We start from the raw sequence: 10,015 nt of genomic DNA, 5'->3' as shown, positions 1-10,015 counted from the left end.
GGCACGGGCACCAAGCTGGGCGACCCGATCGAGGCGCAGGCGCTGCTGGCGACCTACGGCCGGCGTCCGGCGGAGCAGCCCTTGTGGCTGGGCTCACTGAAGTCCAACATCGGCCACGCGCAGGCCGCCGCCGGCGTCGGCGGCGTCATCAAGATGGTGATGGCCATGCGGGAGGGCGTCCTGCCCAAGACCCTGCACGTCGACGCCCCGTCCTCCCAGGTCGACTGGGAGGCCGGCGCTGTCTCCCTCCTCACCGAGTCGCGTACGTGGCCGGAGACCGGGCGTCCGCGCCGCGCGGGCGTCTCCTCCTTCGGCGTCAGCGGCACCAACGCCCACGTCATCCTGGAGCAGGCTCCCGTACGGGAAGAGGCCGAGGAGCCCGCCACCCGCGAACTCCCGCTCGTCCCCCTGGTGGTGTCCGCGAAGTCGGCGACCGCCCTGGAAGCACAGTCCGCCCGGCTGCGGGCCCGCACGGAGGCCGACCCGGGGCTGCGCCCGCTCGACGTGGCCCTCAGCCTCGCCACCGGCCGCTCGCACCTGGACCACCGCTCCGTCTCCCTCGGCGACCTGAAGATCGAGGGCACGGCCGGGGACCACGGCCGTCGGGTGCTGGTGTTCCCGGGGCAGGGGACGCAGTGGGTGGGGATGAGCGCCGGTCTGCTGGAGACTTCGCCCGTGTTCGCGGCGCGTCTGCGGGAGTGCGCCGACGCCTTGGCGCCGTTCGTGGACTTCGACGTGGTCGAGGTCGTACGGACCGGGGCTTCTCTCGACCGGGTCGACGTGGTGCAGCCGGTGACCTGGGCCGTCATGGTCTCGCTCGCGGAACTGTGGCGTTCGCTCGGAGTCGTACCGGACGCGGTGGTGGGCCACTCGCAGGGCGAGATCGCTGCGGCTGCCGTTTCGGGAGCCCTGTCCTTGCAGGACGCGGCCCGCGTGGTCGCTCTGAGGGCCGGGGTAATCGGCCGTGAACTGGCCGGACTCGGCGGTATGGCCTCCATCCCGCTGCCGCGTGTCCAAGTGGAGGAACGCCTCGCTTCCAGCGAATGGGCCGGTCGTCTGAGCGTGGCCGCCGTCAACGGGCCCTCCAGCACCGTCGTGGCCGGTGACGCCGACGCGATCGTGGAGATCGTGGCCGCATACCAGGCCGAAGACATCCGCGCCCGTCAGGTCCCGGTCGACTACGCCTCCCACTCCGCCCACGTCGAGCGCATAGAGACCGAACTCCTCGACGTCCTGGGCCCGATCCAGCCGCGTCGCTCGGAGATCCCCTTCTACTCCACCGTGACCGGCGAGCTGGCCGACACCACCACCCTCGACGCCTCCTACTGGTACCGCAACCTCCGCCGGACCGTCCGCTTCGAAGACACCGTCCGCCTCCTCCTCGACCGGGGATTCGGCACCTTCGTCGAGTCCAGCGCCCACCCCGTCCTCGGCATCGGCATCCACGAGACCGCCGACGCCGCCGGGCTCGACGTGCTCGTCGGCGGTTCCCTCCGGCGCGACGAGGGCGGACTCGAACGGTTCCTGACCTCCGCCGCCGAGCTGTTCGTCCGCGGCGTCGACCTCGACTGGGCCGCCCTCTTCGAGGGCACCGGCGCCCGGACCGTCGACCTGCCCACGTACGCCTTCCAGCACGAGCGCTACTGGCTGGAGAAGGCGGCCGCTCCCGTGGCCGCCACCGCCGTGGAGGCCTCCGGGCCCGAGGCCTGGCGTTACCGCACCGTCTGGAAGGGCCTGAGCGCCGTGGATCCCGCCGCCCGGCTCTCCGGGCGCTGGCTGCTCGTCCTGCCCGAGGCGCTGACCGGTTCCGAGGCCGCCGAGGCCGCCCGGCGGGCCCTGGCCGACCGGGGCGCCGTCGTCGAGCCGTTCGCCGTGAACCCGGCCGCCGCCGACCGGTCCCTGCTGCGGGCCCGGCTCGCCGAGTCCGCCGACCGGGCCGGGGCCGAGCCGCTCACCGGCGTCCTGTCCCTCCTGGCCCTCGCGGAGGGCGCGCACCCCGACCACCCGGCCGTCCCGCTCGGTCTGGCCAGCACCCTCGCCCTCGCCCAGGCCGCCGCCGACGCCGGGACCGAGGCCCGGCTGTGGGCCGTCACCTTCGGCGCCGCCGCCGTGTCCCCGGCCGAGACCCCGTCCCCCGCGCAGGCCCAGATCTGGGGCCTCGGACGGGTCGCCGCCCTCGAACTCCCCGCCCGCTGGGGCGGACTCGCGGACCTGCCGGCCGACGCCGACGCCCGCTCCTTCCAGCAGCTCGCCGGGGTCCTCGCCGCCCCCGGCACCGACGACCAGGTCGCCGTCCGGGGCTCCGGCACGTACGGCCGCCGCCTGGTCCGGGCGCCCGCCGCGCCCACCGCCGCCGTGGCCCGCCCGCGCGGCACCGTCCTCGTCGTCGGCGACGTCGCCGCCGTGGCCGGGCCCCTCGCCCGCCGCCTGCTCTCCGGTGGCGCCGAGCGGGTCGTCCTCGCCGGGATCACCGGCACCCTCCAGGAGGAGACCTCCGACCGCACCACCGTCGTGCCCTGCGCGCTCGACGACCGGGAGGAGCTGCGCGCGCTCCTCGCCGGGCACGCCCCGACCGCCGTCTACGTCGCCCCGCCGACGGCGCCGCTCACCCTCCTGACCGAGACCACGATGGAGGGCTTCGCCGCCGCCGTCGAGGCCAAGACCGACCTGGCCACCCGTCTGGACGGCCTGCTGGCGGACGCCGAACTCGACGCGTTCGTCGTCTTCTCCTCCGTCGCCGGTGTGTGGGGCGGCGCGGGCCAGGGCGGCTACGCGGCCGGTACGGCGTACCTCGACGCCCTCGCCGAGGGGCGCCGGAGCCGCGGGCTGCCCGCCACCTCCGTCGCCTGGACGCCCTGGCAGGACGTCGCCGCCGGGCCCGCCGCCGAGCAGCTCTTCCGCACCGGCCTGTCCTTCCTCGACCCGGAGCGCGCCCTCGACGTGCTCGACGGGATCGTGGGCCGGGGCGAGACCGGCGTCGCCGTCGCCGACATCGACTGGGAGCGCTTCGAGCCCGCGTACACCGCGGCCCGGCCCTCGGCGCTGCTCGACGAACTCCCCGCCGTCCAGCGGTTCCGGGCCGCCGAGCGGGCCGCCGCCGACGAGCGGGACACCAGCGGCACCGGCCTCGCGGCCGTCCTGCGCGACAAGAGCGAGGAGGAGCGGCGGCGCGAGCTGGTGCGCCTGGTGCGCACGCACGTCGCCGCCGTCCTCGGCCACGCCTCCGGCGACGGCATCGCCGCCGACCGGCCCTTCAAGGAGCTGGGCTTCAACTCGGTCACCGCGGTCGAGCTGCGCAACCGGCTGCGGGAGGCCACCGGTCTGGCCCTGGCCCCCTCGCTCGTCTTCGACCACCCCACCACCGCGGCCGTCGCCCGCCACCTGGGCGACCTGGCCAGCGGGGCGCGGGAGCCCGACACCGCCGCCCCGTTCGCCACCGCGCCCGCCGGCGGCGACGGCGAGCCCATCGCCATCGTCTCCATGGCCTGCCGCTTCCCCGGCGGCGTCAACACGCCCGACGAGCTGTGGCAGCTCGTGACCCACGGCGGCGACGCCATCACCACCTTCCCCACCAACCGGGGCTGGGACCTCGACGGGCTCTACGACCCGGACCCCGAGGCGCAGGGCCGCACCTACGTCCGCGAGGGCGGGTTCCTCCACGAGGCCCCCGACTTCGACCCGGAGTTCTTCGGGATCTCACCGCGCGAGGCCCTCGCCATGGACCCGCAGCAGCGGCTCCTCCTGGAGACCTCGTGGGAGGCCTGCGAGCGCGCCGGGTTCGACCCGAACGTGCTGCGCGGCACCCGCACCGGCGTGTTCGTCGGCACCAACGGCCAGCACTACATGCCACTGCTGCAGAACGGCGAGGAGGACTTCGACGGCTACCTCGGCACCGGCAACTCCGCCAGCGTCATGTCCGGCCGCCTCTCGTACGTCTTCGGCCTCGAAGGCCCGGCCGTCACCGTCGACACCGCCTGCTCGGCCTCGCTGGTCGCCCTGCACCTGGCCGTCCAGTCGCTGCGCCGGGGCGAGTGCGGCATGGCCCTGGTCGGCGGCGCCACCGTCATGTCCACCCCGGAGATGCTGGTCGAGTTCTCCCGCCAGCGCGTCATGTCCCCCTCCGGGCGCTCCCGCGCCTTCGCGGCCGGCGCCGACGGCGTCGCCCTCGGCGAGGGCGCCGGCATGCTCCTCGTCGAACGCCTCTCCGACGCCGAGCGCAACGGGCACCCCGTGCTCGCCGTCATCCGCGGCTCGGCCGTCAACCAGGACGGCGCCAGCAACGGCCTCACCGCCCCCAACGGCCCCTCCCAGCAGCGCGTCATCCGCCAGGCCCTCGCCGACGCCGGACTGCGCCCCGAGGACGTCGACGCCGTCGAGGCGCACGGCACCGGCACCGAACTCGGCGACCCCATCGAGGCCCAGGCCGTCCTGGCCACCTACGGCGGGTCCCGGTCCGCCGACGACCCGCTGTGGCTCGGCTCGGTCAAGTCCAACATCGGCCACACCCAGGCCGCCGCCGGCGTCGCCGGCGTCATCAAGATGGTCCTCGCCCTGCGCGGCGGCACCCTGCCCCGCACCCTCCACGTGGACGAGCCGACGCCCCGGGTCGACTGGACCGCGGGCGCGGTGTCCCTGCTCACCGACGACGTGCCCTGGCCCGAGCGCGCCACCCCGCGCCGCGCCGCCGTGTCCGCCTTCGGCATCAGCGGCACCAACGCCCACGTCATCGTCGAGGAGGCGCCGCGCTCCGAGGCCGCCGCCCCCGCCGACGACACCGGGCAGGACGGCGGCGAGACCGGCAACTGGTGGGACGAGGTCACCGTCCCGCTGCTGTTCTCGGCCCGCTCCGAGTCGGCCCTCCGCGCCCAGGCCGCCCGGCTGCGCGCCGGGCTCGCCGAGCACCCCGGCATGCACCCGGCCGACGCCGGCTACACCCTGATGACGGCCCGCGCCCGCTTCGAGCACCGGGCCGCCGTCATCGGCGAGAGCCGCGAGGAGCTCCTCGACGCCCTCAACTCCCTCGCCCAGGACCGGCCGCACCTGGCCGTCCTGCGCGGCACCGCGGGACCCGGCGACCGCATCGCGTTCGTCTTCCCCGGCCAGGGCTCCCAGTGGCCCGCCATGGCCGAGGGCCTGCTCGACCGCTCGCCGGCCTTCCGCGAGTCCGCGCAGGCCTGCGACGCCGTCCTCCGCACGTACCTCGACTGGTCCGTCATGGACGTGCTGCGGCAGGTGCCCGGCGCCCCGTCGCTCAGCCGCGTCGACGTCGTCCAGCCCGTGCTGTTCACGATGATGGTGTCCCTGGCCGAGGCCTGGCGGGCCATCGGCGTCCACCCCGACGCCGTCGTCGGCCACTCCCAGGGCGAGATCGCCGCCGCGTACGTCTCCGGCGGCCTCTCCCTCGACGACGCCGCCCGGATCGTGGCCCTGCGCAGCCAGGCCTGGCTGACCCTGGCCGGCAAGGGCGGCATGCTCGCCGTGTCCCTGCCCGCCGGTCAGATCCGGGCCCGCCTGGAGCGGTTCGGCGACCGGCTGTCCGTCGCCGCCGTCAACAGCCCCGGCACCGCCGCCGTCGCCGGCGACCCCGAGGCCCTGCGCGACCTCCTGGAGGAGCTGACCGCCGAGGGCATCCACGCCCGCGCCATCCCCGGCGTCGACACAGCCGGGCACTCCGCCCAGGTCGACGCCCTCAGGGACCACCTCATGGAGGTCCTGGACCCGGTCGCCCCGCGCACCGGGCAGATCCCCTTCTACTCCACCGTCACCGGCGGACTCCTCGACACCGCCGCCCTCGACAGCGCGTACTGGTACCGGAACATGCGCGAGCCCGTCGAGTTCGAGCGGGCCACCCGCGCCCTGATCGCCGACGGCTACGAGGTCTTCCTGGAGCCCAGCCCGCACCCGATGCTCGCCACCTCCCTCCAGGAGACCGTCGCCGACGTCGGCGGCCGGGCCGCCGTCCTCGGCACCCTGCGCCGCGAGAAGGGCGGCGCCCGCTGGTTCGGCGCCGCGCTCGGCATGGCCCACATCAGCGGCGTCGAGATCGACGCCGACGCCCTCTTCGGCACCGGCTCCCGCCGCGTCGACCTGCCCACGTACCCCTTCCAGCGCGAGCGGTACTGGTACCACGCGCCCGCCCGGCGCGGCGACGCCGCCGGCATCGGCATCCGCGAGGCCGGCCACCCGCTGCTCGGCGGCGGCGTCGAACTCCCCGAGTCCGGCGCGGTCGCCTACACCGCCCGGCTCGGCTCCGACACCCAGCCGTGGCTGGCCGACCACGCCCTCATGGGCACGGCCCTGCTGCCCGGCGCCGCCCTCGTCGACCTCGCCCTGTGGGCCGGCCGCCAGCACGGCTGCGGCCGCCTCGACGAGTTGATCCTCCAGGCCCCCGTGGTCCTGCCCGACAACGGCGCCGTCGAGCTGAGCCTGCTCGTCACCGCCGCCGCCGAGGACGGCAGGCGCACCCTCACCGTCCACTCCCGCGAGGCCGGCGCCGACCCCGGCACCCCGTGGCGCCGCCACGCCGAGGCCGTCGTCGCCCCCACCGGGGACGCGCCCGCCCCCGCCGGCCCGGCCGTCTGGCCCCCGGCCGCCGCCCGGCCCGCCGCCGACACCGACCCCGAGGCCTTCTACGAGCGGTTCACCGCCCGCGGCTACGACTACGGCCCGCTCTTCCGGGGCTTCGGCACCGGCTGGACCGAGGACGGCACCGTCCACGCCGAGGTCGCCCTCCCGCCGCAGGCCGGCGACGCCACCGCCGGCTTCGGCCTCCACCCGGCGCTCCTCGACGCCGCCCTCCAGGCCATGAGCCTCGGCTCCTTCTTCCCCGAGGACGGCAGGGCCCGCATGCCGTTCGCCGTCCGCGGCGTCCGCCTCTACACCGAGGGCGCCGCCCGGCTGCGCGTCAGCGTCTCCCCGGCCGGCGCCGAGGCGGTCCGCCTGCTGTGCACCGACGACTCCGGCCGGCCCGTCCTCTCCGTCGACGAACTCGTCGTGCGGACCGTCTCCGACGAACAGCTCGCCGCCGGCCCCGAGGGCCGCGCCAAGCGCAACGGCGCCCTGTACGAGGTCGACTGGCAGCAGCTCCCCGCCGCCCGGGCCCTGCCCGTGCGCCGGATCGCCGTCGTCGGCGAGGACCACGCCAAGGTCGCCTCCGCCCTGGAGACCACCGGCACCTCCTGCGACTGGTACCCCGGCCCGGCCGAGCTGTTCGAGGCCGCCGCCGCCGGACAGGCGCCGGACACCGTCGTCGTCTCCTTCCCGCACCTGCCCCGGCCCGACGCGGCGTCCGCGCACGCCACCGCCCACCGGGCCCTGGACCTCGCCCAGACCTGGCTGGAGCACGGCGCCGCCCTCACCGGCACCACCCTCGCCCTGGTCACCCGCGGCGCCGTCGCCGCGGGCGCCGACGACGAACTCGGCGACCCCTCCGCCGCCACCGTCTGGGGCCTGATCCGCTCCGCCCAGTCCGAGGAGCCCGGCCGCTTCGCCCTCCTCGACGTCGACACCGACTCCGTCAACGGCACCGCCCTGGCCGCCGCCCTCGCCTGCGGCGAACCCCAGGCCGCCGTGCGCGGCACCGCCGTCCGCGTCCCCCGGCTCGCCAGGACCGGCGCCGACCGCGGCGACGTCCTCGTGCCGCCCGCCGACACCACCGCCTGGCGGCTCACCACCAGTGGCACCGGCACGATGGAGGGCCTGCGCCTCGCCGAGGCGCCCGACACCCTGGGCGAACTCCGGGACGGCCAGGTGCGGATCTCCGTGCGCGCCGCCGGCCTCAACTTCCGCGACACCCTCATCGCCCTCGGCATGTACCCGGGCGAGGGCGTCATGGGCGCCGAGGGCGCCGGCGTCGTCACCGAGGTCGGGCCCGGCGTCACCGGACTCGCCCCCGGCGACCGCGTCCTCGGCATGTGGACCGGCGGCTTCGGCCCGTACGCGATCGCCGACCACCGCATGGTCGCCCCGATCCCCTCCGGCTGGACCTACGCCGAGGCCGCGTCCGTGCCCGCCGTGTTCCTCACCGCCCAGTACGCCCTGACCCGCCTCGCCAAGGCCGAGCCCGGCCAGAGCGTCCTGATCCACGCGGCCGCCGGCGGCGTCGGCATGGCCGCCCTCCAGCTCGCCCGCCACCACGGACTGACCGTGTACGCCACGGCCAGCACCGGCAAGTGGGACACCCTGCGCCGCCTCGGCCTCGGCGACGGGGCGATCTCCAACTCCCGCACCGTGCAGTTCGCCGACGAGTTCCTCGCCGAGACCGGCGGCAGGGGCGTGGACATCGTCCTCAACTCCCTCGCCGGCGAGTTCGTCGACGCCGGCCTGCGGCTCCTCCCCGGCGGCGGCCACTTCCTGGAACTCGGCAAGGCCGACGTCCGCGACCCGGAGCGGATCGCCGCCGACCACCCCGGCACCCGCTACCGGGCCTTCGACCTGGTGCAGGCCGGACCGGACACCGTCGGCGAGATGCTGCGCGAACTGCTCGTCCTCTTCGAGGCCGGGGTCCTCGAACCCCTGCCGCTGACCACCCACGAGATACGGCACGCCCGCGAGGCGTTCCGCACCCTCAGCCAGGCCCGCCACACCGGCAAGCTCGTCCTCACCCTGCCGCCGTCCTTCGGACCGTACGGCACCGTCCTGGTCACCGGCGGCACCGGCACCCTCGGCAGCGCCGTCGCCCGCCACCTGGTCGCCGAGCACGGCGTCCGCCACCTCGTCCTCGCCGGCCGCCAGGGCCCCGCCGCCGACGGCGCCCCCGAACTCGCCGCCGAACTGACCGCCCTGGGCGCCGAGGTCGCCGTACGGGCCTGCGACGCGGCCGACCGCGAACAGCTCGCCGCCCTCCTCGCCGGCATCCCGGCGGAACAGCCGCTGACCGCCGTCGTCCACACCGCCGGCGTCCTCGCCGACGGCACCCTGCCCACCCTCACCCCCGAGGGCCTCGACACCGTCCTGCGCCCCAAGGTCGACGCCGTGCTCAACCTGCACGAACTGACCCGCGACCTCGACCTGTCCGCCTTCGTCCTCTACTCCTCCTCCTCGGCCCTCTTCGGCAGCCCCGGCCAGGGCGGCTACGCGGCCGCCAACGCCTTCCTCGACGCCTTCGCCGGCCACCGCCGCTCCCTCGGCCTGCCCGCCGTGTCCCTCGCCTGGGGCCTGTGGTCCAGCAGCAGCCGCATGGCCGGACACCTCGACCAAAGCGGCATGCACCGCCGGCTCGCCCGGGGCGGCGTCATGCCCCTCACCGACGCCGAGGGCCTCGCCCTCTTCGACGCCGCCCAGGCCGTCGACAGCCCCCTCCAGATCCCCATCCGGCTCAACCACGCCGCCCTGCGCGCCGCCGGACCCGTCCCCGCCTTCCTCAGCTCCCTCGTCGGCGGCACGGAACACCGGACCGACCGGCCCGCCCAGGACGGCCCCGCCGAGACCCTCGCCGACCGGCTCGCCGGCCTCGCCCCCGAGGACCAAGAGGAACTGGTCCTGGAGACCGTGCGGATCCACGCCGCGGCCGTCCTCGGCCACGGCGGACCGGAGGGCATCGTCGTCGACCGGGCGTTCAAGGAGCTCGGGTTCGACTCCCTCACCGCCGTCGAGATGCGCAACCGGCTGGCCGCGGCCACCGGACTGCGCCTCGCGGCCACCCTGGTCTTCGACCATCCCACCCCGGCGGCCCTCGCCGCGCACCTGCGCCGCGAACTGGCACCGGAGGGGACCGCGCCCGCGGCCGCCCCGGCCCCGGACGCGCGCGGCACCTCCGTCATGGCGGAACTCGACCGCCTGGAGGCCCTGTTCGGCGCCCTCGCCGGACGGACCGCCGACGGCACCGCCGGCCCCGACGAGACGGCGCACAAGGAGATCGCCAACCGGCTCGCGGCCCTCACCGGCCTGTGGGGCGGCATCGGCGGCGGACCCGCCGGCCCGCGCCCCGCGGACACCGGGGCCGAATCGGTGGCCGAGTCCATCGAGGACGCCGACGACGACGAGATCTTCGCATTCATCGACGAGCGGTTCTGAA

The 10,015-nt window shown here is 76.1% G+C and carries 1 protein-coding gene; it reads left to right on the top strand.

Going from position 1 to position 10,015, the window contains the following annotated elements:
- The coding region (locus AB0398_RS28650; RefSeq protein WP_366378534.1) for an SDR family NAD(P)-dependent oxidoreductase at positions 1 to 10,014 on the top strand (10,014 nt) is incomplete at its 5' end.
- Position 10,015: the final 1 nt, after the last annotated feature.

This window comes from Streptomyces sp. NPDC086147 (assembly GCF_040702165.1).
GTDB lineage: Bacteria > Actinomycetota > Actinomycetes > Streptomycetales > Streptomycetaceae > Streptomyces.
The sequence above is the reverse complement of the archived record's forward strand: the minus strand, read 5'-3'. Positions and strand labels throughout refer to the sequence as shown.